The 22,450-nt window shown below is 72.1% G+C and carries 23 protein-coding genes; 11 read left to right on the forward strand and 12 right to left on the reverse strand.

The window, feature by feature from the left end:
• Window positions 1-125 precede the first annotated feature (125 nt).
• The gene (locus tag ACIREI_RS41010) at window positions 126-482 is read left to right on the forward strand and encodes a hypothetical protein (RefSeq protein ID WP_403344652.1); all 357 of its coding nucleotides are present in this window, start codon (window positions 126-128) and stop codon (window positions 480-482) included.
• 10 nt (window positions 483-492) lie between these two features.
• Here the strand turns inward: ACIREI_RS41010 and ACIREI_RS41015 are convergent, their stop codons facing one another.
• The gene (locus ACIREI_RS41015; protein WP_403344655.1) at window positions 493-849 is read right to left on the reverse strand and encodes a VOC family protein; all 357 of its coding nucleotides are present in this window, start codon (window positions 847-849) and stop codon (window positions 493-495) included.
• A 62-nt stretch (window positions 850-911) separates the two neighbouring features.
• On the opposite strand from ACIREI_RS41015, the gene ACIREI_RS41020 reads away from it, so the two are divergent.
• Complete coding sequence (locus ACIREI_RS41020; RefSeq protein ID WP_403344658.1) at window positions 912-1,784, forward strand: universal stress protein; 873 nt, start codon at window positions 912-914, stop codon at window positions 1,782-1,784.
• A gap of 1 nt (window position 1,785) precedes the next feature.
• Here ACIREI_RS41020 and ACIREI_RS41025 read toward each other — a convergent pair whose 3' ends face one another.
• From ACIREI_RS41025 to ACIREI_RS41040, 4 genes are all read right to left on the reverse strand, one after another.
• Window positions 1,786-3,024 (reverse strand): DUF4032 domain-containing protein, encoded by a 1,239-nt coding sequence (locus ACIREI_RS41025; protein ID WP_403344661.1) that lies wholly within the window; start codon window positions 3,022-3,024, stop codon window positions 1,786-1,788.
• A gap of 41 nt (window positions 3,025-3,065) precedes the next feature.
• Window positions 3,066-3,827 carry an MBL fold metallo-hydrolase gene (locus ACIREI_RS41030; RefSeq protein WP_403344664.1) on the reverse strand — a complete coding sequence of 254 codons (762 nt, stop codon included), beginning with the start codon at window positions 3,825-3,827 and terminating at the stop codon, window positions 3,066-3,068.
• Between the two features lie 49 nt (window positions 3,828-3,876).
• Window positions 3,877-5,073: an acyltransferase family protein gene (locus tag ACIREI_RS41035; protein ID WP_403344666.1), complete on the reverse strand. Its 1,197-nt coding sequence runs from the start codon at window positions 5,071-5,073 to the stop codon at window positions 3,877-3,879.
• Between the two features lie 111 nt (window positions 5,074-5,184).
• Complete coding sequence (locus ACIREI_RS41040) at window positions 5,185-5,814, reverse strand: alpha-ketoglutarate-dependent dioxygenase AlkB (protein WP_403344669.1); 630 nt, start codon at window positions 5,812-5,814, stop codon at window positions 5,185-5,187.
• Window positions 5,815-5,929: 115 nt separating this feature from the next.
• Here ACIREI_RS41040 and ACIREI_RS41045 point away from each other — a divergent pair, with 115 nt between their 5' ends.
• Both ACIREI_RS41045 and ACIREI_RS41050 read left to right on the forward strand, forming a co-directional pair.
• A complete protein-coding gene (locus ACIREI_RS41045) occupies window positions 5,930-6,556 on the forward strand; it encodes a TetR/AcrR family transcriptional regulator (RefSeq protein ID WP_403344672.1) in 627 nt (208 codons plus the stop codon).
• Window positions 6,557-6,573: 17 nt separating this feature from the next.
• Window positions 6,574-8,247, forward strand: coding sequence for an FAD-binding dehydrogenase (locus tag ACIREI_RS41050; RefSeq protein WP_403344675.1), 1,674 nt, complete (start codon window positions 6,574-6,576; stop codon window positions 8,245-8,247).
• A 40-nt stretch (window positions 8,248-8,287) separates the two neighbouring features.
• On the opposite strand, the gene ACIREI_RS41055 is transcribed toward ACIREI_RS41050, so the two are convergent.
• A complete protein-coding gene (locus tag ACIREI_RS41055; RefSeq protein ID WP_403344678.1) occupies window positions 8,288-8,638 on the reverse strand; it encodes a DUF488 domain-containing protein in 351 nt (116 codons plus the stop codon).
• 157 nt (window positions 8,639-8,795) lie between these two features.
• Between ACIREI_RS41055 and ACIREI_RS41060 the strand changes: the two genes are divergently transcribed.
• From ACIREI_RS41060 to ACIREI_RS41075, 4 genes are read left to right on the forward strand one after another with little or no spacing between them, the layout of a single operon-like run.
• Window positions 8,796-10,223, forward strand: coding sequence for a M1 family metallopeptidase (locus ACIREI_RS41060; RefSeq protein WP_403344681.1), 1,428 nt, complete (start codon window positions 8,796-8,798; stop codon window positions 10,221-10,223).
• A gap of 41 nt (window positions 10,224-10,264) precedes the next feature.
• Window positions 10,265-11,032 carry a L,D-transpeptidase family protein gene (locus ACIREI_RS41065; RefSeq protein WP_403344684.1) on the forward strand — a complete coding sequence of 256 codons (768 nt, stop codon included), beginning with the start codon at window positions 10,265-10,267 and terminating at the stop codon, window positions 11,030-11,032.
• Window positions 11,033-11,061: 29 nt separating this feature from the next.
• Entirely contained in the window at window positions 11,062-11,754 is a 693-nt protein-coding gene (locus tag ACIREI_RS41070) for a response regulator (protein ID WP_403344685.1), read from the forward strand.
• Window positions 11,754-13,577 carry an ATP-binding protein gene (locus ACIREI_RS41075; protein ID WP_403344688.1) on the forward strand — a complete coding sequence of 608 codons (1,824 nt, stop codon included), beginning with the start codon at window positions 11,754-11,756 and terminating at the stop codon, window positions 13,575-13,577. The genes ACIREI_RS41070 and ACIREI_RS41075 overlap by 1 nt, the downstream gene beginning before the upstream one ends.
• A 38-nt stretch (window positions 13,578-13,615) precedes the next feature.
• On the opposite strand, the gene ACIREI_RS41080 is transcribed toward ACIREI_RS41075, so the two are convergent.
• Both ACIREI_RS41080 and ACIREI_RS41085 read right to left on the reverse strand, forming a co-directional pair.
• Window positions 13,616-13,858, reverse strand: a complete 243-nt coding sequence (locus ACIREI_RS41080) for a WhiB family transcriptional regulator (RefSeq protein ID WP_403344690.1) — start codon at window positions 13,856-13,858, stop codon at window positions 13,616-13,618.
• Window positions 13,859-13,964: 106 nt separating this feature from the next.
• Complete coding sequence (locus ACIREI_RS41085) at window positions 13,965-15,182, reverse strand: saccharopine dehydrogenase family protein (RefSeq protein ID WP_403344693.1); 1,218 nt, start codon at window positions 15,180-15,182, stop codon at window positions 13,965-13,967.
• Window positions 15,183-15,317: 135 nt separating this feature from the next.
• On the opposite strand from ACIREI_RS41085, the gene ACIREI_RS41090 reads away from it, so the two are divergent.
• A complete protein-coding gene (locus ACIREI_RS41090) occupies window positions 15,318-16,034 on the forward strand; it encodes a TetR/AcrR family transcriptional regulator (protein WP_403344696.1) in 717 nt (238 codons plus the stop codon).
• A 93-nt stretch (window positions 16,035-16,127) separates the two neighbouring features.
• Here the strand turns inward: ACIREI_RS41090 and ACIREI_RS41095 are convergent, their stop codons facing one another.
• On the reverse strand, window positions 16,128-17,036 hold the full coding sequence (locus tag ACIREI_RS41095; protein WP_403344697.1) for a LysR family transcriptional regulator ArgP: 909 nt from the start codon (window positions 17,034-17,036) through the stop codon (window positions 16,128-16,130).
• 78 nt (window positions 17,037-17,114) lie between these two features.
• Here ACIREI_RS41095 and ACIREI_RS41100 point away from each other — a divergent pair, with 78 nt between their 5' ends.
• Together ACIREI_RS41100 and ACIREI_RS41105 are read left to right on the forward strand one after the other, a co-directional pair.
• Window positions 17,115-17,729: a LysE/ArgO family amino acid transporter gene (locus ACIREI_RS41100; RefSeq protein WP_403344700.1), complete on the forward strand. Its 615-nt coding sequence runs from the start codon at window positions 17,115-17,117 to the stop codon at window positions 17,727-17,729.
• Window positions 17,730-17,808: 79 nt separating this feature from the next.
• Complete coding sequence (locus ACIREI_RS41105; RefSeq protein WP_403344703.1) at window positions 17,809-19,116, forward strand: MFS transporter; 1,308 nt, start codon at window positions 17,809-17,811, stop codon at window positions 19,114-19,116.
• 3 nt (window positions 19,117-19,119) lie between these two features.
• Here the strand turns inward: ACIREI_RS41105 and ACIREI_RS41110 are convergent, their stop codons facing one another.
• From ACIREI_RS41110 to ACIREI_RS41120, 3 genes are all read right to left on the reverse strand, one after another.
• On the reverse strand, window positions 19,120-19,575 hold the full coding sequence (locus tag ACIREI_RS41110) for a cyclic nucleotide-binding domain-containing protein (protein ID WP_403344706.1): 456 nt from the start codon (window positions 19,573-19,575) through the stop codon (window positions 19,120-19,122).
• A gap of 305 nt (window positions 19,576-19,880) precedes the next feature.
• Window positions 19,881-20,102 (reverse strand): hypothetical protein, encoded by a 222-nt coding sequence (locus ACIREI_RS41115; RefSeq protein ID WP_403344708.1) that lies wholly within the window; start codon window positions 20,100-20,102, stop codon window positions 19,881-19,883.
• Between the two features lie 36 nt (window positions 20,103-20,138).
• Window positions 20,139-22,382, reverse strand: a complete 2,244-nt coding sequence (locus ACIREI_RS41120; protein WP_403344711.1) for an FUSC family protein — start codon at window positions 22,380-22,382, stop codon at window positions 20,139-20,141.
• Window positions 22,383-22,450 lie beyond the last annotated feature (68 nt).

Consider the following 22,450-nt stretch of genomic DNA (forward strand, 5'->3'; position numbering starts at 1 on the left):
CCCACCCCGAGGGTCGCTCTCGGCACGGCGATCGCGCCCGGGGGCGCGTCCGTCGCGTCGACTTTGAGCCATCGTATGTTCGACCGTCGGGCTTCGCTCAGGTATGCGGTCGGCATACTGTCGTCATGCATGGTGCCGACGGCTGGATCGATCAGCTTCTCAACCTCCCGCGTGACTACAAGGCCGGTTCCAAGAGCATCCGGCAGCTGATCACAGAGATCGATCCGCCTCACCTGGACTCGGCGGACTTGGCTCGGCAGGTGGCCGAGCGCCTCCGTCGCTCTCCCGAGCTGATCGACGCTTGGCAGGTCTACTCGTACGACAGACGGACGAGGCCGACGCCGTACCTGGACGGGTTGGAGGTCGGCTTCTTCGACGGCGAGAGCCGCGACGTGGCTGAACACGACAACACGGTGGACGCCTGCGCCGACTTCGTGGTCCGAGAGACTCAGTGGCTGCTGAGTCTGCGTGACACGCCGTGATCTGAGGGGTTCAGCCGCCTCGCGGCCCCAGTACACAGAACTCGTTGCCCTCGGGATCCGCCAGTGTCACCCACGGTTCCTCGCCGGTCTGGCCGACGTTCGCGTGGCGGGCGCCGAGGGTGAGGAGGCGGGTGACCTCCGTGGCCTGGTCGTCGGGGCGGAAGTCGAGGTGGAGGCGGTTCTTGATGGTCTTGCCCTCCGGGACCCGGCCGAAGAGCAGGCCCGGCAGCCGGTCCTGCTCGGGCCGGATCTCGTACTCGTCGGCCGAATCGTTCACCACGACCCAGCCGAGTGCCTCGGCCCACCAGCGTCCCAACGCCGCCGGGTCGGCTGCGTCCACGTTCACTTGCTCCCAGTCCAAGGCCATGGGCGCAGCGTAGTGAAGACTGGGCCCGAAGGACGTGACCACGACACAAGGAGGCAGCCGGAATGACGCGCCCGATCACGGCAGGGGTGGACGGATCGGAGGAGGGCCTCGCCGCACTGGCTTGGGCGGCGAGGGAGGCGGTCCGGCGGGGACTCGCGCTGCGGGTGGTGCACGCCTGGCGGTACCAGCTGCAGGACGCGATCGACGCGGGGGACCCGGACACCCAGGCCCAGTGGGTGCGGGAGGGACTGGCGGAAGCCGCCCGAACCGTCACCGAACGGCATCCGGGCCTCGAGGTGACCACGGACGTCCTCGACGGCGGGCCCGTCGAGACGCTGGTCGCCGCGGCGGCCGACGCCGAGATGCTGGTGCTGGGATCGCGCGGCCACGGCGCGGTCGTCGGGTTCCTGCTGGGCTCCGTCGGACAGCAGGTCATCGCCGAGGCCAAGACTCCGGTCGTCCTCGTACGAGCCGGGGACCAGGCGTCCGCCGAGGCCGCGGGGCGCGAGATCGTCGTGGGGCAGCACGGCGACGCGGAGGACAGCGCCGCCGCGCTGCGGTTCGCGTTCGAGACGGCCGCGGCGCGCGGCGCGACCGTGCGCGCCGTACGGGCCTGGACCCTGCCGCCGCTGTTCGCCTACAGCCCGGCCTCCCTCAAGCTCCTCGACGAGGCCGGAGGGCTGGAGCCGTTCGAGAAGAAGGCGTTGGGCGAGGCGCTGCGGCCGTGGCGGGAGCGCTTCCCGGACGTCCCCGTGGTCGAGCACGTGGAGATGGGCAGCGCCGGGCAGGTCCTGCTGTCGGTCGCCGGACGGACCCAGCTGATGGTCGTCGGCCGCCGCGCCCACCGTACGGCTGTCGGCGCCCGGATCGGGTCGGTGGCGCACGGCGTGCTGCACCACGCGGACTGCCCGGTCGCGGTCGTACCGCCCGCCTGAGTCAGTCGCTCGAGTCGGTCGGCTGCAGCGTCTCCCGGGCCGTGGGCAGGATGTTCCTGATGTAGTCCTCGACCACCGTGTCCCAGCCGATGTCGTGCTGCGCCCGCTCGGACAGGTACCAGCGGTGTTCGAGCAACTCGTGGTAGATCTCGGCCGGGTCCATGGAACCGCGCAGTTCCAGCGGCACGGCCCGCACGGTGGGGCGGAACACGTCCCGCACCCAGCGATGGGCGAGGACCTCCGGGCGGGCGCCGAGCGGGTCGCCCGGGGCGTAGTCGTCCTGGGTGGCCATCCAGCTCTCCAGGTCGTTCAGGAGCCGGCGGGCCTGGTTCTCCTCGGTGTCCAGGCCCGTCAGGCGCAGCAGCTGACGCTGGTGGTGGCCGGCGTCGACGACCTTCGGCACGAAGGTGACCGTGTCGCCGTTCGTGGCGTGCTCGATCTGCATCTCGGCCACGTCGAAACCGAGGTCGTTCAGGCGGCGTATGCGGCGCTCTATGTAGTGGTACTTGCCCGCCGGGTAGACCGAGGTGCGGGTCAGCTCCTGCCACAGGCTCTGGTAGCGGGCGCAGATCTCCGTGCCGAATTCGATCGGGTCGACCGACGGGTGCAGTGCCCCGGACGCCTCCAGGTCCAGCAGCTCGCCGCTGATGTTGACCCGGGCGAGGTCCAGGTCGTATTCGCGCTGGCCGGTGCTCAGCTGCGGGTGCAGATCCCCCGTCTCCGCGTCCACCAGGTACGCGGCGTAGGCGCCCGCGTCCCGCCGGAACAGCGTGTTGGACAGCGAGCAGTCGCCCCACGCGAACCCGGCGAGGTGGAGGCGGACCAGCAGTACGGCCAGCGCGTCCATCAGCCGGTGCATGGTCGCCGGACGCATCGTCGTCTCGAACATCGAGCGGTACGGCTGCGAGCCGCCCAGATGCCGGGTGACCAGCACCGACTCCAGCGGGCCGCCGGCGCTGTCGGTGCGGCCGGTGACCACGGCCAGCGGATCCACCGACGGGATGCCGATCCGGTCCAGGTCGCGCAGCAGCTCGTACTCGCGCAGCGCCGGACGCTCGGCGAGCTCCTTGACCGCGATCACCTCGTCGCCGGCCCGGGCGTACCGCACGACGTGGCGAGAGATACCGCGCGGCAGCGGGACCAGGACCTCCTCCGGCCACTGCTCCAGGGGCAGATGCCAGGGCAGCTCCAGCAGGAGCGCGGGGTGCTCCGGATTCGTCGCGCTGATCTGCAGTGCCATGGGCCGTTCGTCCTCGCCTCGCCGGTGATCGTCACCTCACCCTAAAGTGCCCGCTCCCGCGCCTGAAGAGCGGCTTCTCGCACCGGCCCACGGTGCACGGGCCCGTGCCCGGGCAGCAGTACGTCGCCCTTGAGGCCTTCGAACACGTCCAGCGAGGCCACGGCCCGAGCACGCTCGTGGTGGAACATGTCGGGCAGCAGCTGCGGTCCCTTGATCCGCGAGGTGGGGTGCCCGCTGACCAGGGCGTCGCCGGCGATCACCACACCGGCATCGGGCAGGTGGTAGGCGCAGTGGCCGCCGGTGTGGCCGGGCGTGTGCACCGGTACGGGACGGCCCGGCAGGTCGAGCGTGCCGTCCGGCGCGACGCCGTCCGACGGGAACGGCTCGGGGGCGGTGACCGGGACGTGCGCGGTGCCGCCGGAGCGGATCGCGTGGATGGCCCAGGGCAGGACACCGGGCCGCCAGCCGTTCTTCAGGACGGTGCCGACGTCGACCTGGTGCAGGAACTCCCGGCGGGCGTGCGGCAGTTCGGCCTCGTGGAGGTATATGGGCGTGCCGTGGGTGGTGCGCAGGTACTCGGCGTTGCCCAGGTGGTCCGTGTGCGCGTGCGTGATCAGTACGGCCGTGACGGCCTCCGGCGCACTCCCCACCTCAGCGAGCGAGGCGAGGAGCAGGGCCCGGTCCCCGGGGTAGCCGGTGTCGATCAGCGTGACCGCGTCCCCCTCCGTCAGGATCACCCAGTTGGTGTTGCTGCCGTGCACCAGATAGGTGCCGTCCGCGACTTGCTGCACATCTGCCCGCATGATCGTCCCGCGTGGTGAGGTCCGTGCCCGACGGAGACAGCAAAGCAGATCACGAGGGCGGTGTGACCGGCGGGTCGGTGCGCATCCCGAACAGGAATCTCGTCACGCGGGTCCTGCGCACCAGGCACTCGTACACCGCGAGGATCACCGCCAGCGAACCGGTCACGATCACGGCGTACTCGACCACGATCGGCGCCGGCCATCCCACCACGCCGTACGCGAAGGCGACCACGACAGGCTGGTGCAGGACGTACAGCGGCAGGGCGGCGACCCCGAGATACACCATCGCGCGCGACGGCGGCCGCCGTTCACCCGGCCGATCCTCGCGCGGCCGGTCCAGCAGCCCCAGGATCGCCACGACCCAGCACCAGCCCGCAGCCCCGAACACCGCCCTGGTCACCAGCGCGAGCGGGCCGCGCTCGGTGAACGGGTCGTCCAGGGCAAGGAACCCGGGCGCGGTCCCCGCGAACAGGACGACCCCGAACACGCCCACCGGTACGGCGAGCCGACGCAGCGCGGCACGCACGCGTGCGTCGTCGGCGAGGACGTGACCGAAGAGGAAGAACACCAGGTAGGCCCAGCGGTTCCAGCCCGCGAAGCCTTCCTCCATGCCCAGGAGCGAGTTGATCGCGGCGAGCGGCAGGGCGGGCAGGAGGAGCAGGGCCGGGCGCCGCGCCACCGCCTGTCCGACGGGCTCCCTCCAGGCCGCGAGCCGCGTCGCCACCGGGGCGAGGAGCAGGCTGAAGGTGAGAAGCAGGACGACGAACCACAGATGGCCGGTCTCGAAGTGCTCCCCTTCGAGGACGAAGGGGAAGTCGGCCGCGTCCGGGCGGACGGTGAGGAAGCGCGGCCAGAAACGCCAGTACGACTCGTCATGGCCGGGGTCGGCGGCCCGCAGCCGCAGCCACTGGGGGAGCGGGCACAGGACGAGCGTCGCGAAGACCAGCGGAACGCCCAGGCGCATGAGGCGCTCCCGGGCGAAACGGGACGGGCCACGGCGGCGGACCGAGTACCGGGAGCCCAGCCCGGCGACGAGGAACAGCATGGGCATCGCCCACACGACGCCGAACCCGGCGAGCACGGTGATCGCGCCGGTCGTCTCCGCGTTCTTCACGTAGAAGTCGTCGTCCGGCGAGAAGACGAGGGCGGAGTGGAAGAAGACCAGCCCGAGGACGACGAAGATCCGCAGCGCGTCCAGCTCGCCGCGCCGGGGAGCCGTGGCCGGTGCCTGCGTCTCGGCGCTCACCCGGACCAGTGTGGGGGCGCGGCGGGACTTCGCCCAGAGGAAGGGCTGCCTCCGGCACCGTCCGCCGGAGGCAGCCCCCGCGTGCACCCGAAGCGGCCGCCCCCTGACGCCTCAGTGCACGCCGTGCGGACGGAACTGGACGCTGATGCGCGGTCCCGTGGCGCGCGTGCTCTTCGGTACCGAGTGCTCCCAGGTCCGCTGGCAGGAGCCGCCCATCACGATCAGGTCGCCGTGCCCCAGCGGACGGCGCACCGTCTCGCCGCCGCCCCGCATCGGCCGCAGCAGCAGATCGCGCGGCGCGCCCACGGAGAGGATGGCGACCATCGTGTCCTCGCGGGCGCCCCGCCCGATCCGGTCGCCGTGCCAGGCCACGCTGTCCCGGCCGTCGCGGTAGTAGCACAGCCCGGCCGTGGCGAACGGCTCGCCCAGCTCGTCGGCGTAGTGCGCGGTGAGCGCCTCGCGCGCCTCCTCCAGCACGGGATGGGGCAGCTCGTCGTCCGCGCCGTAGAAGGCGAGCAGGCGCGGTACGTCGACGACGTGGTCGTACATCTTGCGTCGCTCCGCACGCCACGGCACCTCGGCGGCCAGCTCTTCGAACAGGGCGTCGGAGCCGCCGAGCCATCCGGGCAGTACGTCGATCCAGGCGCCGAAGCCGAGCTCGGTACGGCGGACACCGTCGAGGGAGCCGAGCCGGAGCCGGTCGGTCTGGTCGAAGAGGGAGCCCTGGAGGTGCGGGGTCATGGATCCAGCGTACTCCGGAATCGAAAATGCGTTCCCATTGAAGTCGTGGTCGAGGTCGGCTCTTTCGATACATCGATGTATCGGATACATTCCTGTATCGAACGGAGGATCGGACATGGCGGTGGAGGGCACGACCGGGCGCGTCACCAAGCGCCGCGTCCGCACGCGCGCCAATCTCCTCGACGCCGCGTTCGCGGTGTTCGCCGCCAAGGGATTCGGGAGGGTGTCGATCGAGGAGGTCTGCGAGGCCGCCGGTTACAGCCGGGGCGCCTTCTACTCCAACTTCGACAGCCTGGACGAGCTGTTCTTCGCCCTCTACCAGCAGCGCGCCGACCTGATCGCGGACCAGGTCTCCGGCGCCCTCGCCCTCGACGGACCTGCTCTCGACGTACCGGAGGCGGTCGACCGCGTCACCGAAGTGCTGCTCCTCGACCGGGACTGGCTCCTGGTCAAGACCGACTTCCTGGTGTACGCCGCCCGCGCGCCCGAGGTCGCCCGGACGCTGCTCGAACACCGGGCGCGACTCAGGCGCGCGATCGCCGAACGGCTGTCACGCGCGCGTGGGCACACCGAACTGCCCGCCGTGCTCGGTGACGTCGAGGGGGCCGCCCACGCCGTGGTCGCCGCCTACGACGGAGTCACCGTCCAACTCCTGCTGGACCGGGACGTCGAGCGCGCCCGGGTCTGGCTGAAGCAACTGCTCACCGCGCTGCTCACGGACGGCAGCGACACCACCGTATGAGGGAAGGGACGGTCGCCATGGATGCCGACGTCATCGTCGTCGGAGCGGGGCTCGCGGGCCTGGTCGCCGCGCACGAGCTCACCAGCCGCGGCAGGAGGGTCGCGCTGGTCGACCAGGAGAACGCCGCCAACCTGGGCGGCCAGGCCTTCTGGTCCTTCGGCGGGCTCTTCCTCGTCGACTCCCCGGAGCAGCGGCGCCTGGGCATCAAGGACTCCCTCGATCTGGCGTGGAACGACTGGCGGGGCAGCGCCCAGTTCGACCGGACGGACGACGAGGACTCCTGGGCGGTGCGCTGGGCACGCGCGTACGTCGAGTTCGCGGCCGGCGAGAAGCGGGCCTGGCTGGACGGACACGGCATCAAGTTCCTGCCCACCGTGGGCTGGGCGGAGCGCGGCGACCTGCGCGCCGACGGCCACGGCAACTCCGTGCCCCGGTTCCACATCGCCTGGGGCACCGGCACGGGCGTGGTGGAGCCGTTCGTCCGGTACGCCAAGCAGGCCGCGCGCGACGGCCTCCTCACCTTCTACCACCGGCACCAGGTCGACGAGCTGGTCATCGAGGACGGCTCCGCGCGCGGTGTGCGCGGCACGGTCCTGGCCGAGGACCGCTCGCCCCGGGGCGTCGCCTCCAACCGCGACCGCGCCGGCGAGTTCGAACTGACCGCCCAGGCCGTCGTCGTCACCACCGGCGGCATCGGCGCCAACCACGACATCGTCCGCCGCTACTGGCCCGAGCGGCTCGGCACCCCGCCCACCGAGATGGTCACCGGCGTCCCCGCCTACGTCGACGGGCGGATGCTCGACATCAGCGCGGAGGCGGGCGTACGGCTGGTCAACCGCGACCGTATGTGGCACTACACCGAGGGCCTGCAGAACTGGGACCCGATCTGGCCCGGCCACGGCATCCGCATCCTGCCCGGACCGTCCTCGATGTGGTTCGACGCCCTCGGCCGCCGCCTGCCCGACCCGTGTCTGCCCGGCTACGACACCCTGAGCACTCTCAAGCACCTGCGCACCGACGCGGACATCGCCGGCCACGACCACTCCTGGTTCATCCTCAGCCAGAAGATCATCGAGAAGGAGTTCGCGCTGTCGGGCTCCGAGCAGAACCCCGACATCACCGCCAAGGACCGCGCCGGGTTCCTGAAGGAGCGGGTGCTCGGCAAGGGCGCTCCGGGGCCGGTGGCGGCGTTCCTGCGCAACGGCGCGGACTTCGTGACCGCCCCGAACCTGGAGCAACTGGTCGAGAAGATGAACCAGTTGACGGACAAGCCGCTTCTCGACGCCGAGACCATCCGGCGTCAGATCGAGGCCCGCGACCTCCAGATCGCCAACCCCTACAGCAAGGACGCCCAGGTCCAGGGCATCCGCAACGCCCGCCGCTACATCGGCGACCGCCTCGGCCGGGTCGCCACCCCGCACCGCATCCTCGACCCGGCGGCCGGTCCCCTCATCGGCGTCAAGCTGCACATCCTGACCCGCAAGACCCTCGGTGGCATCCAGACCGACCTCGACTCCCGCGCGCTCGCAGCCGACGGGACCCCCATCGACGGCCTGTACGCGGCCGGCGAGGTCGCCGGCTTCGGCGGTGGCGGCGTCCACGGGTACAACGCCCTGGAGGGCACGTTCCTCGGCGGCTGCCTCTTCTCGGGCCGCGCGGCGGGCCGGGCCGCGGCACGGCAGACGGCCTGACATCGGCGAACGGCCCGTCTCCTCACGCCCGAAGCAGGCGTCACGCCCGGAGGAGACGGGCCAGCACGGCGGCGTGACTCCGCTCGGGGGACTTCGACGAGGTCAGCAGGGTCACCTCGCCCTTGCTCGCCAACTCCCGCACGTGATCGACGAGTTCGGCCGCCTCGGGTTCGGCGAGCTCCGCCTCGTACCGCTCGGCGAACTCCTCGTACGACCTCTCGTCCGCGTGATACCAGCGGCGCAGCTCCGTCGACGGGGTGAGCCCCTTGGGCCACTCGTCCACGCGGGCGGCGTCCTTCGACAGACCGCGCGGCCACAGACGGTCGACCAGCACCCGCACGCCGTCCTCCGGCTCGGGCGGTTCGTACACGCGGCGGACCCGAATGCTCACAAGCGTGCCTTTCTCGGTCGAAGTCGTGCACGGAGCTTACTGCCGCGCACTCATACGGCCGTCAAAGCGACACAACCTGGCCAGGGTGAGGGGGTCGCGGGCGATCTGACGCCTAGGGTGAGGCCGTTGCCCACCCCCCCACGCCGGAGGCGCACACGTGAAGCAGGTCATCGGGAAGCGGGCCACCGGACGCACGGCCGTCCTGCGCCGTGAAGCCGTCCTCGCGACCGTCCCCCTCGCCCTGGCCGCCCTCCTCGCGACCGCCGGGCCCGCGTCGGCCGGGCCCCTCGGTGAGTCCGGCGCGGGTGACCCGTACTTCCCGCTGGCCGGCAACGGCGGCTACCACGTCAAGCACTACGACCTGACCCTCCGTCACGACCCGGCGAGCCGTCACCTCGACGGCAAAGCGGTGCTGACGGCTCGTGCCACCCGGTCCCTGACCCGCTTCGACCTCGACCTCAACGGCCTGAAGGTCACCGCACTCACCGTCGACCACCACAAGGCCGGCTTCCGGCGCGACGGACAGGAACTCGTCGTCACCCCGCGCCATGCCCTGCGCCAGGGCCAGGTGTTCCGCGTCGCGGTCACCTACAACGGCACCCCCGGCCCGGTGACCGACCCGGACGGCACCCTCGACGGCTGGATCCCCACCGACGACGGCGCCTTCGTCGCCGGGGAGCCGCAGGGCGCCATGACCTGGTTCCCGGCCAACAACCACCCCAAGGACAAGGCGTCGTACGACTTCACGATCACCGTCCCCAAGGGCCGCACCGCCGTCGCCAACGGCGTCCTGCTCGGGAAGTGGACGAGGAACGGCCTGACCACCTTCCGCTGGCACCAGCCCGAACCCATGGCCGCCTACCTCGCCACGGCGACCGTGGGGAGGTTCCGGGTCGAGCAGTACACCACCCGCGACGGCATCCGGGTCTACAACGCCGTCGACCCGCGCGAGGCCGCCGAGGCGGCACCCGTACTGAAGAAGCTGCCCTCCGTCCTGGAGTGGGCGAGCAAGCTCTTCGGGCCCTACCCGTACCGGGCCGCCGGTGCGATCGTGGACCGGGCACCGGACGTCGGGTACGCGCTGGAGACCCAGACGCGTCCCGTGTACGACCGGGCGCCGGACGTCGGCACCCTCGTCCACGAGAGCGCCCATCAATGGTTCGGCAACTCCGTGTCCCTGACCAGCTGGAAGGACATCTGGCTCAACGAGGGCTTCGCGACCTACGCCGAGTGGCTCCACGGCGAGCAGCACGGCGGCGACAGCGCGCAGGATGCCTTCGACGAGCTGTACGCACGCCCCGCCGACGACGATCTGTGGGCGTTCCCGCCCGGCGCCCCGGGCAGCGGCGCGAACATCTTCGGCACCCCCGTCTACGCCCGCGGCGCCATGGCCCTGCACCGACTCCGTACGACGGTCGGGGAACGGGCGTTCTTCCGGATCCTGCGGACCTGGGCGGCCGAGCGCCGCGACGGCCACGGCACGACGGCGCAGTTCGTCCGGCTCGCGGAGCGCGTGTCGGGCAGAGAGCTGACCGCCCTGTTCCACACGTGGGTGTACACCGAGGGCAAGCCGAACAAGCCGTAGCTCCTGACGAGTTCCTCACACCTGTAGGCCAAGGTCGAGTCATGATCACCGATCGGCCTCGTGCCGCACTGCTGGCCGCCTCCCTGCTGCTGACCGGATGCGGCGGCGGAGCCGTGGCGACACCGGCTCACGAGCCCGCCGCCACGGCCACGGCGGGCACGGCTGTGCCGGGTACGTCCGCGACGGCTGCGCCCACGCCCCAGACCACCCGGCGGGCCGCCCCGCGGCACCTGCCCGGCCTGGGCCCGGAGACCTGGGCCGAGGTGCCCTCGGAGACCCGGCAGGCCGTCGTCGTCACCGGACGCGGCAGGAACTCCCCGCAGTCCACCGTCGTCCTGTACGAGCGCACCGACTCCGGCTGGGAAGCGGGCGACAGCTGGCCCGCCCACAACGCCCTGCGCGGCTGGACCGACCACCACCGCGCCGGCGACCTGCGCTCACCCATCGGGGTCTTCACGCTCACGGACGCCGGCGGCCTGCTCCGCGACCCCGGAACCAGGCTGCCGTACGACCACGGCGTCGGATTCACCGCCACCGGCACCGGCTTCGAGGGCGAGCCCCTCGCCGGCTCCTTCGACTACGTGATCGCCATCAACTACAACCGCGAGCCCGGAACTTCGCCCCTCGACTGGACCCGCCCGCTCGGCGCGGGGCGGGGCGGCGGCATATGGCTGCACGTCGACCACGACGGGCCGACCCAGGGCTGTGTCAGCATCACGCGCGAGCACATGAGGGAGCTGCTGCGGGCGCTCGACCCCGACCGGCATCCCGTCGTCGTCATGGGCGACGCCAAGTCCCTGGCCCGCTGAAATCCCCCCGACCGCTTAGGATCCGCCGCGTGTGCGCACATGTGCTGGTCGCCGAGGACGACGAGATGCAGGCCGAACTCATACGCCGCTCCCTGCTGGCGGAGGGCCACACCGCCACCGTGGTCCACGACGGGTCGGCCGCCCTCGACGCCGCCCGCAGGCTCAGGCCCGACCTCGTCGTCCTCGACCTGATGCTGCCCGTGATCGACGGGTTCGGGGTGTGCCGGGTGCTGCGCCGCGACGACGACGTCCCCGTGCTGATGCTGACGGCGCGCTCGACCGAGGACGACGTACTGCTCGGCCTCGAACTCGGGGCCGATGACTACATGACCAAGCCGTACAGCCCCCGCGAGCTGATGGCCCGTATCCGCACCGTGCTGCGGCGCAGCGGGCGCGGCGCCGACCGGCGGGAGGAGCCGGTCGTACGGGCGGCGGGCATCGCCGTCGACCCCGTACGGCACGAGGTGCTCTGCGACGGTGCCGGCGTCGAGTGCACGCCCGCCGAGTTCGAGATCCTGCTCGCCATGGCCGCCGAGCCCGAACGGGTCTTCACCCGGCGGCAGTTGCTGGAGTGCACCCGGGGCACCGACCGGGCCTCCACCGAACGGGCCGTGGACGTCCACATCATGAACCTCCGCAAGAAGATCGAGGCCGATCCACGCAGGCCGGTGCGGCTGCTGACCGTGTTCGGCGTCGGCTACAAGCTCAGCGGCGGCCGGTGATGAACCGGCGCGTACCGCTGCGCAAGCGCCTCCTGGTCCGGCTGCTGATCGCCACGGTGCTGATCGCCGTGTGCTCGGTGGCGGCGACGGCCTGGCTGGCGGTGGAGACCACCACCCGGGCGCTGCGGGAGGAGCAGGGACAGGTTCTCGCGGAGGACATGGACGTCCTGGCCCGGCTCAGCGGCTACGCGGCGACGCACCCCGAATGGCGGGGAGTGCAGGACGCCGTACGGGAACTGTCGGCACGGACGGGTCGCCGTATCGCCCTGACGACCACAGACCGCAGGACGATCGCCGACTCGGCCCCGCCCGGCACCTCCCTGCCGCCGCGCGCCGCCGCCACCGTCGACCCCCTGCACCTCGACACGTACACGGAGCGCGGGGCACAGCGCGGCGGCATCGATCCGCGGGTGGTGGGCCCGTACCGGGTGACGGATGCGGAGCGGGCCAGGCTGGACAAGCTCGCCCTGGTCCGGCAGAACTGCTTCGCCCGCAACGGCTATGACGCCGAGGTCGTCCAGACGCCGAGCGGCCGCCCCGTCGTCACGGACCACGACGGTCCCGTCGCGGGCGGCCATGTGCCCGAGGCGTGCGCCGACGGGCTGCTCAACACCCCCACACCGACCGAGGAGAAGGCCCTGGCCGATCTGGCCGAGCGCTCCCGGGCATGCCTGGACAAGCACGGAATGGGGCCGAGCATGAACAAGTTCGTCGCCGTCGACGTGACCGAGCAACGCCTGGGCACCCGCTACCTCCTGGGCAAGGACGTCAGGCCCGGCGACCGCGAGGTCCTGCGCGAGGCGGAACGCTGCGTCGACGCGGCACGCCGCGCCCAGCTCGACCCGTACGTCGCCCCCGTCGCCGAACTCTTCCTGGGCGGTGGGGACACCACCGCCGTGCGGTTCGACATGTCCCCGGCCAACAAGGCCAAGGTCGTCGGTGCCGCCGGGCTGGTGCTGGCCGTCACCGTGGCCGTGACCGCCGTCGTCGCCACCCGGCTCGTCCGGCCGCTGCGCGCGCTGACGGAGGCGGCCCAGCAGCCGCCCGAGCTGCATGTGCGCGTCCCCGTCACCACCCGCGACGAGACCGGCATCCTCGCCACTGCGTTCAACGACCTCACCGAGCGGCGCGAGCGGTTGGAGGCCCAGCGCAAGGCGATGGTCAGCGACATCGCCCATGAACTGCGCAGCCCGCTCACCAACATCCGCGGCTGGCTGGAAGTCACCCGCGACGGCGTCGTCGACCCCGACCCCGCCCTGCTCGCCTCGCTGCACGACGAGTCCCTCGTCCTCCAACGCGTCATCGACGACCTCCAGGACCTCGCCGCCGCCGACGCCGGAACCCTGCGCCTGCACCGCGAGCCCGTCCGCGCCGACGAACTCCTCGACCAGGTGGCCGCCGCCCACCGCGTCGCCGCAGACACGGCGGGCGTCAGCCTGCGTACCGCGGCGGACGGCACCCCTTGGCTGGACGCCGACCCCGTGCGCATGCGCCAGGCCCTGGGCAACCTCGTCTCCAACGCCCTGCGCCACACGCCGGCCGACGGCACCGTCACGCTCACCGCCCGGCGCGAGGGCGACGACGTCGTCCTCGAAGTCGCCGACACGGGGGCCGGAATCGACCCCGAGGACCTGCCGTACGTCTTCGACCGGTTCTGGCGCGCGGAGAAGTCCCGCAGCCGGCGTACCGGAGGCAGCGGGCTGGGCCTGCCGATCGTCCGGCACCTGGTCGCCGCGCACGGGGGAACCGTCGACGCGGTGAGCGAGCCCGGTACCGGTTCCGTGTTCGCGCTGCGGTTGCCGGCAGCCGCGGCGCCCGGCTGACCCGTGCGGACGCGACGCGTCTCCCGCTGATCCGCCGGCTATCCGCTCCGTCGGGCCCGCCGCCGCAGCGCACGTCGCTCGTTCTCGCTCGTGCCGCCCCAGATCCCGATGAACTGCTCCGTGTCGAGCGCCCAGCGCAGACACTGCTCCTGGACCGAGCAGCGCCGGCAGACCGCCTTGGCCTGCTCCGTCTGCAGCAGCGTCGGCCCGGATGTGCCGATCGGGTAGAAGAGGTCGGGGTCCTCATGGCGGCAGGCGGCGTGGTCTCGCCAGTCGTCCATCAAAGTCACCTGCGATCGTCGTACGTGCCCTCGGTGGATGCATTACTCGGTTTCGAGTCGCCTGTCGATGCGTGAGTGAAACCCCGTGGGACACCGGCGAATCCGGTCACTGTTCGCGCATGCCCCACGGGGAGCCGTACGCCGTCAGCAGATCCAGGAAGGGGCGGGCCGGGAAGGCCTCCGGGCCCAGCACGCCCGCCCCGGACCAGGCGCCGGTGGCGAGGAGTTCGAGGGCGACGACCGGATTGACGGCGGTCTGCCACACCACGGCCTGGGAGCCGTACTCCGTCATGGACCACTGGTTGTCGACCACGTGGTACAGGTACACCTCGCGCGGCTTGCCGTCCTTGACGCCCCGCACCCAAGTGCCCGCACAGGTCTTTCCGTGCATCCGCTCGCCCAGCGTCGCCGGATCCGGCAGACACGCGGCGACCACGTCCCGCGGCGAGACCTCCACCGGCCCGGCGGCGCTCGGCACCGTCACCGGCTCGGTGCGGTCCAGGCCCAGCAGGCGCAGCGTCCTCAGCGTGCGGACGAACTCCTCGCCCAGGCCGTACTTGAAGGTCACGCGGCGCGCGTCCACCCAGCGCGGCATCAGGAGCACCTCCTCGTGCTCCACGTTCACGCACTCGACCGGGCCGATGCCCTCGGGAAAGTCGAACACCTCGGGCTCGCTGAACGGCTCGGTGGTGAACCAGCCGCGGCCGTCCTCGTAGACCACCGGTGGATTGAGGCACTCCTCGATCGTGGTCCAGATGTTGAACGACGGGGCGAAGTCGTAGCCGTCGACGGTGAGGTTCGCGCCGTCGCGGACGCCGATCTCCTCGATCTCGTCGAAGAGTTCGTCGGCCGCATGCCGGGCGAAGACGTCCGACAGGCCCGGCTCCACGCCCATGCCGACGAGCGCCAGGACGCCCGCCTTCTCCCACTCGGCGGCCTGCTCGAACTGGGCGTCGCCCAGCTTGACCCCGCACTCCTCGTACGGCCGCTGCGGATGCGGCCGCGACAGCGACATCGCCATGTCGACATACGTGGCCCCGGCCGTGCGCGCCGCCCGGAACAGCGGCATCACGAACCGCGGGTCGGTGGCGTTGAGGAGCACGTCGCACGCGTGCCGCTCCAGCAGCGCGGCCACCGCCGCCTCGTCGCTCGCGTCGACGCGCTCGGCCCGGAACCGGCCGTCACCGCCGAGCGCCGCCACGGCTGCCTCGGCACGCGCGAGGTCGTAGTCGGCGACGACCATCGCCTCGAAGAACGGACGCCGGGCCGCGATCCGGGTGACGGCGCCGCCCACTCCGCCGGCTCCCACGAGCAGTACACGCATGACAAGACTCCCTCGACTGACGACTGAAGGTCTACGCCGGGTGACGGCGTGGTGGGGCCCCGCCGCAGATACAACGCCGCCCGCTCGCGTAAGGTCAATGGCGTTGGCATAAGGAGAGGGCAGGAGGGAGGCGGGGTGCCGAAACCGGTCGTTCCGGAGGAGAAGCGGCGGCGGCGACGTCCCACGAAGAGCGGCACCGTGCTCTCGGAGCGGCTGATCGTCGACACGGCGCTGCGCCTGCTGCGCGAACACGGCAGCGCCGGCCTCACCGCCCGCCGCCTGGGCCTCGCGCTCGACGCCGACCCGAGCACGCTGTACCGGTACTTCCGCGGCATGGACGACCTCACCCTCGCCATCGGCGACGCCCTCATCGGCCAGGCGCTGTACGGCTGGGAGCCGACGGGACAGTGGCGGGCCGACCTGCGTGCCGTGGGGCTGCGCATCCACGCCGCGTACGTGGCCCATCCGCAGGCCGCCGTGCTGACGGCCGGCCGGGTCACCGGCCGCGCAAACGAACTCGCCGCCGACGAGGCCGTGTTGGACGTGCTGCGCACCGCCGGGTTCTCACTGCCGGACACGGTGCGCGTCTACCACGCCTTCATCGACCAGACGCTGGCCTTCGCGGCGCTGGACGCGGCGTCGTTGGCGTTGCCGAGGGAGGCGCTCCGCGCGGACGAGGGGATGTGGCGGTCGACGTATGCCCGGCTGCCCCGGGCCAGTCATCCGCGGATCGCCGAGGCGGCGCCGCTGCTGGCCACCCGGATGGTGAACAGCGCTTATCCGACGGCGCTGGAGATGCTGTTGGACAGTGCCGCCGCCCAGCTCTCGGTGAGCGGTCCCGCAGCGCCCTGAAGGAGCGCGGGGCCCTGTCGGTGTGCGGCTCCGCCGCGTGCGCGCGACCAGCCACGACGCCTCCCGCAGACGAAGAACGGCCGAGCACGGCACTCAGCGCAGCGCCTCCGCCGCCATGGCCAGCACCGCTTCCGTCACCGTGGCCAGCGCCGGCGAATCCAGCTTCCACTGCTGCCAGTACAGCGGAACGTCGACCGGCCGCTTCGGGGCCAGCTGCACGAGGCGGCCGCTTTCGAGGAGCGGCTCGGCCTGGGCCTCGGGGATCATGCCCCAGCCCATTCCGGCGGTCACGGCCGACAGGAAGCCCTCCGAGGTGGGGACGTAGTGCCGTACGGCACTCGCGCCGGTGCGGCTGCGCCGGAGCCTGCGGACGAAGGCGTCCTGGAGATCGTCACTGCGGTCGAAGGTCATCACCGGCGCCTCCGCCAGGGCCTCCCGCAGTGGTCCGCCGAGATGCCGCTCGGCGAACTGCGGGCTTGCCGCGGCCAGATAGCGCATCCGGCCCAGCGCACGCACGGAACACCCCGCCACCGCCTCCGGTGACGAGGTCACCGCGGCCATCACCAGGCCCTCCCGCAGCATCGACGCCGTACGGCTCTCGTCCTCCCGTCGCAGCTCGAAGCTGAGCCGTGGCTCCTGCGGCACGCGCGTGAGGGCCGGCAGGAACCAGGTCGCCAGCGAGTCGGCGTTGACCGCGATCGACACCCGGGTCGCCTCCCCGGGACCGCTCATCCCGAGCTCGGCCCGCGCATCGCGCTCCAGCCGCGCCAGCTGGCGGGCGAACCGGACGACGACCTCGCCCGACTCGGTCGGCCGCACCGGCTTGGTCCGCACGAGCAGCACCCGCCCCGTGCGCTGCTCCAGCGCCTTCACGCGCTGGCTCACGGCCGACGGCGTCACATGGAGCGCGGCGGCTGCCGCGTCGAAAGTGCCCTCGTCCACCACCGCGAGCAGCGTCCCCACCTGGTCGAGAGGAAGCTCCGTCAGCTCTGTCCGTGCCATCCCTGTCTTCACGAGAGCTAAGAATACGTAAGAATCTTTAGCTGTACTTGGCGTGATCGTTTCCCTAGCGTCGAGGTCATGACCAACGCCCTCACCACCGCGGCCGCCGGGTTCGGCACCGGCCTCTCCCTGATCGTCGCCATCGGCGCCCAGAACGCCTTCGTCCTGCGCCAGGGGATCCGCCGCGACGCGGTCCTCGCCGTCGTCGGCATCTGCGCCCTGTCCGACGCGCTCCTCATCACCCTGGGCGTGGCCGGTGTCGGCGCGGTCGTCGTGGCGTGGCCGGGGGTGCTGACGGCGGTCGCGTGGATCGGCGGGGTGTTCCTGCTCTGCTACGGCGCGCTCGCCGCCCGGCGGGTGTTCCGGCCGAGCGGCGTCCTGCTGACCGACGGCGACGCGGCCGGGTCGCGTCGCCGGGCGGTGCTGACCTGCCTCGCCATGACCTGGCTCAATCCGCACGTCTACCTCGACACCGTCTTCCTGCTCGGCACCATCGCCGCCGACCGCGGCCCGATGCGCTGGACGTTCGGCGTCGGCGCCGCACTCGCCAGCCTGTGCTGGTTCGCGGCGCTCGGCTTCGGGGCGCGGCTGCTGAGCCGACACCTCGCGAAGCCCGGGGCCTGGCGGGTGCTGGACGGACTGGTCGCCGCGACGATGATCGCTCTGGGTATCGGCCTCATCGCCGGAAGCTGAGACGCGGATCCCGACCCGCGGCCGCTGCTGCGATAGTGATCCCCGGACGAGAAAGATGTAACGAGCATCCAGGAAGCCCGTGGACACCAGCGAGAGCAGCACCGCACCACAGGAGAAGGACCCCTCTTCGGCGACATCCCAGCGGCGCGGCTGGCGCCGCTGGGCCATGGACACCCGGCCGCTGCGCCGCCCCGCCTACCGCCGCCTGTGGTCCTCGACCATCGTCACGGCCGTCGGCAGCCAGCTCACCGCGGTCGCCGTGCCCAAGCAGATCTACGACATCACCGGCTCCTCGGCATGGGTCGGCGCCGCGAGCCTCGCCGGACTGCTGCCGCTCATCGTGTTCGCCCTGTGGGGCGGAGCGATCGCCGACAGCATGGACCGGCGCAGACTGCTGCTGATCACCAACAGCGGCATCGCCGTCACCTCGGTGCTCTTCTGGCTCCAGGCCGTCACCGGCCTCGCGTCGGTGGCCGTGCTGATGGTGCTGCTCGCCGTGCAGCAGGCGTTCTGGGGGCTCAACGCCCCGGCCCGCAACGCCTCCATCGCCCGCCTGGTGCCCGCCGACGAGCTGGCCGCCGCGAACGCCCTCGGCTCGACCGTCATGCAGACCGGCCAGGTGGTCGGGCCGCTGCTGGCCGGCGTGCTCATACCCGTCATCGGCCTGGCCGAGCTGTACCTCATCGACGCGCTGGCCCTGTGCGTCACGGTCTGGGCGGTCGTACGGCTGCCCGCCCTGCCGCCCCTGACGAGCGCGGCGAGCACGACGAAGCGGCGCGCGGGTGTGCGCGAGATCGTGGCGGGGTTCCGCTACATCGCCCTGCACAAGGTGCTGTTGCTGTCCTTCCTGGCCGACGTGATCGCGATGGTCTTCGGCATGCCCCGCGCCCTGTTCCCGCAACTGGCGAGCCAGACCTACGCGTCGTACGGCGAAGGGCTCGCCCTCGGCCTGCTGTTCGCGGCGATCCCGATCGGCGCGGTGGCCGGCGGGCTGTTCTCCGGCACGTTCTCGCGGGCCCGCCGGCACGGCTGGATGGTGATCGGGGCGGTCGTCGCCTGGGGCGCGGCCATCACCGGCTTCGGACTGAGCGGCAGCCTGTGGCTCGCGGTGATGTTCCTCGCCCTCGCCGGCGTCGCCGACATGGTCTCGATGGTCTTCCGCGGGGCGATCCTGCTGTCCGCCGCCAGCGACGAGATGCGCGGGCGGATGCAGGGCGTCTTCACGGTCGTCGTCGCGGGCGGCCCGCGGCTCGCCGACGTCCTGCACGGCACGGCGGGCTCGGCCTTCGGCGCACGCACGGCGACCGTGGGCGGTGGGCTGCTGGTCGTCGTCGTCATGCTGGGCCTGGCCGCGGCGGTCCCCGCCCTGCGCCGCTACCGGGTCTGAGGCTCAGAGCGCACTGCGGCGGTGCGGTCCGTACTGTTCCATCAGCCTGCCCCGGGTCATCTCGAGGCGGTGCGCGAGGATTTCGGCGACATGCCGCACCAGCGACATCCCGAGCTGCGGATCCTGCTCGCACAGCCGGAGCACCGCCGGCGCCTCGAACTCGTAGGCGCGCACGGGGCTGAAGGCCTCCGCGCCGAAGTCCCACTGGTACGGCGGGAACAGCCAGGACCAGCCGAGCAGATCGCCCGCTCCGAGGCTGGCGACGGTCACCCGCTGGATCGATGTCACACGCTGGTCGAGGGAGACGGCTCCCGAGCGTATGACCCAGAAGCGGTCGGCCGTGCCGCCCGCCTCGAAGATCCGGGCGTCCTCCTGGAAGGAGACCTCCCGGGCGAGCGACATCAGGCGCTCACGCTGAGGCGGCGGCAGGGCGGTCAGCAGTTTGATCGCTTTGGTCATGACACGGGGCTCCTCGCCGGCGACTGAGGTTCCGGGGCTTTCCCTGGGTCCATTTCAGCCGCTGCCGCCGCCCTGAGCACCTCGGCGGAGGACGGTTTCGGCCGGGAGCCGGCGCGCGGCGGGCCGCTGCGCGCATTAAAAAGCCCTGGCCGGACGGGGGAGGCCAGCCAGGGCCGTAGGTGGTGGTGCGCGGGGGACGATTGCGGTCTACCCCCTGACCACGTATGGATGAACCGTAAACCATCTGAGGGGATTCTGCGTACCCGGGACCGGGGTCAGTGACCGGTTTCACTCCGATCCAGGTTTCACTTCGCCTCCGAGTGTTTGCCCGGCGTCAGGATCTCCTCCAGCACCGTCACCACGGCCTCGTAGGCCAGCGTCCGTACGGCGGCGTCACGGGCCCCGTCGGGGTCCGCCGACCGCAGCTGCTCGCTTTTCGCCCGCCACGTCCGCTCCTCCTGCCGGGCACAGGCCCTGGCGCGCTGCATGCGCCGCAACAGTTCGTCTGAGTCCACGACATCGGTCATGTCATCCGCGTACCCCGGTATCGGCCCGATGAGCAGTCATCCGTCCGAAGTCTTCACCGGCACCCCCAGAGGACGGGCCAGACCGGCCACACCCTCGTCGAGGCGCTGCAGATGCCGCAGGACACGATCGGTGACCCGGCCGTAGCGCGGTGCGCCGGAGGCGGTCCGGCCGAGGAGCGAGGCGATGCTCGGGCCCGTCTCGATCCCGTCCGTGGCGTGTGCGTCGGTGACATGAGCGGCGATCGCCTCGATGTTGTGGGCGATGCGCCCCGCGGCCCGGCGCAGCCGGGGGTCCGCCGCGATCGAGGGGTGGGTGGGCAGCAGTTCGGCGGTCGCGGCCAGCGCACGCGCGTGGTACGCGCACGTCTCCAGCAGTGCGACGACATAGCGCGCGGTCTCCCGCCGGGCCCGCAGGGGCGTCACCGGATGCGTGAGGGGCCGGGTGGCCGCACGCAGATCGGCCAGCGCCTGGTCCAGGTCGCGCGCCTGGTCGAGCAGGTCCACGGGCGGCCCGCCGCTGAGCTGCTCGACGGCGCTGCGGGTGACGGCGCCGAGCCGTTCGAGGACGGTGGCGAGGAGGTCGTTCGTACGGCGGTCCGTCCGCACCGGCAGGACCAGTGCGGCCGCGATCACCCCGCACGCCGCGCCGAGCGCGGTCTCCTCGATGCGCAGCACGAGCACCGAGAGGCTGTAGGTGTGCAGCAGCGTGTAGAGCAGCCCGAGCGCCGCGGTGACGAAGAACGACACCAGCGTGTAGGACAGCGGTGCCGAGTAGAACATCGCGAACACGCACAGCAGCACCAGCGCGAACGCCGTCCAGGTGTGCCGCCCGACGGCGCCCGCCAGCACGATGCCGGCCAGGACGCCGAGCACGGTGCCCAGCAGCCGGCGGTAGCCCTTGACCAGGATCTCGCCCGTGGACGCGGTGTTGAGGAACACGATCCAGCAGGTCAGCACCGCCCAGTACCAGCGGTCGCGGGACAGCAGCTCGCCGCCGACCATGGCCAGCGTCGACCCGACGGCCACCTGCACGGCGGCGCGTGTGGTGGGCCGCCGCAGCCCGGTGGCCTGCTCCGGGGCGTCCTCCGCGTCGGCGTCGAGCACGGCGTCCTCCGCGTCCAGTTCCTCGCGGGAACGGGCCGTGGCCGGGGTGTCGTCGGACTCGTCCTGCGGCCCGCCGAGCGCGATCCGCAGCCCGAGGACCGCGCGTGCGGCCTCGCCGACGGCCCGGAAGGCGTCCTGCACGGCGGGGGAGGCGTCGGGCAGATTCTCCTCGTCGCGGTAGCCGAGGAGCCGGTTGCGGACGCGGGACAGCCCGGTGCCGGTGGCCTGGCCGACCGGACGCAGGACGAGCAGGCGCAGCGCCTGGAGGTCCCGGCGCAGCGCGGCGGTCCCCTCGCCCCGTACGGGCATTCGGCCGCCCGAGGGGAAGGGCGCTCCCGGCAGATGCAGGGCCAGCGTGTCCGCCCGGTCGGCGCCGCGTGCGGCCAGCAGTGCCAGCCCCAGCCGCTCGGCGGCGATCTCGGCGTCCGCGACACGCCGTTGGACCAGCCGCGCCACGGCCTCGTCGGCGGTCCCCTCCGCCAGCCGGCCCTGGATCAGCAACGCCGTCTCATGCAGGCGTGCCGTGCCCTCGCGCACGCGCTCCAGCGCCCGGTCCGCCTCGTCCGGACCGGCGTCCAGCAGGTCGAGCTGCGCGGACAGCAGCTGCGCCAGCCGGGCCCGGAAGGCCTTGCGCAGCCGCGCGAGCACCCCGGTCGGCGTCTCGGGGACGAGGGCGAACCGCAGCAGCGCGCTGCAGGTGAAGGCCACGGCGACCGCCCCGTACAGCTGGGGCAGAGCGGAGACGGTGGCGCCGACGAACAGGGACACGAAGTAGATCTGGAAGCCGATCAGGCCGAGCGCGGTACCCCGGTCGCCGAACCTGCGGCCGTAGACGGCACAGAAGATGAGCGCGACGAAGACGAGGTCGCCGGCCACGACATGGCTGTGCAGAGCCGCCGCCAGAGTCATGGACGTCAGCGCCACCGGCAGGCCCAGGGCGAGTGTGACGGCCTGCTGCCCGCGCTGCTTCTCCCGGATGGCGAAGGTGGCGACCATCGCCGCCAGCGCCCCCGCCACCAGGTGGGTCACATCGGTGTCCAGCAGGGCGAGCACGGCGACCGCGAGGGCGATCGCGCCCGCCGTGCGCAGCCCGGCACTCAGCCGCAGCAGTCCGGGGTCCGACGCCGCGACACGGTCGCGCAGTCGCGCCCGCACCGGCCGTCCCACTGCCCTCACGCCGCCGTACTCTCTCCCGCTCTCTCCCCGTTCACGCCTCCGGCCACGGCCTCGCCGCGGCCGTCACC

This window comes from Streptomyces sp. NPDC093591 (assembly GCF_044764885.1).
Classification (GTDB): domain Bacteria; phylum Actinomycetota; class Actinomycetes; order Streptomycetales; family Streptomycetaceae; genus Streptomyces.